Origin of the sequence: Photobacterium sp. GB-36, from assembly GCF_003026135.1 — a bacterium.
Lineage (GTDB): Bacteria > Pseudomonadota > Gammaproteobacteria > Enterobacterales > Vibrionaceae > Photobacterium.
This window is the reverse complement of the sequence record NZ_PYNY01000081.1, coordinates 1-648: the sequence shown is the minus strand read 5'-3', so window position 1 is coordinate 648 and position 648 is coordinate 1. Positions and strand designations below refer to the sequence as shown.

General features: G+C 40.0%; 1 protein-coding gene. It reads right to left on the bottom strand.

Annotation, left to right across the window (positions count from 1 at the left end):
- A partial coding sequence (locus C9J46_RS21400; protein ID WP_107291497.1) for a hypothetical protein occupies window positions 1-648 on the bottom strand: 648 nt, incomplete at both ends.

Sequence of the window (648 nt, the reverse complement as noted above, 5' to 3'; positions counted from 1 at the left end):
AAGCAACGGTTGCATTGTCTTTATGGCGAAAAGGCTCATTCATTGGAATGTCGGGCAAAGGCTGGCTCACATCCATGTATGCTTGGATCATGTTCCATAAACGCTTATATTCATCAAGATCTCTTGAGCCATTAATAAAACGGCCAATGGGAACCCCATGTTTGTAACCATTATAACGATGAACAAGAAACAGTTGATAATTAATAAAACCTTGAGGGGTTGGCGATGTTGTCAGGTAGCAATCAAACTCAACAAAAGGGTGACTAAATCGCACCTTATTACCGAAACCATAAAGTGTGACCATACCCGTTTCTCGGCTTAATGAAAATAACGTTTTAATGGGTAATTTTCCATTAAAAAAAGAGAAAGACCACCAAATGAGTAGACACACCACAGATATACAGATTAACCCAAGATATGCTGTATTAACGTCACTTTGTGGAGCTTCAGTTAGAATATTTGCCATAACACAAACCAAAAAAGCTACTGGCATCATATAGAGAGCAATAAATTTTCCGAATGTCACGGCATAAAAATAGACCAAGCCCCACCATGGCAATGTGATGTCTCTAATTTGACGTTCGTTGTAGCCGCCTTCAGATGGGTCTAACGTTCTAAGCTCAGAGGGTTTACGGGATCGCAACACTT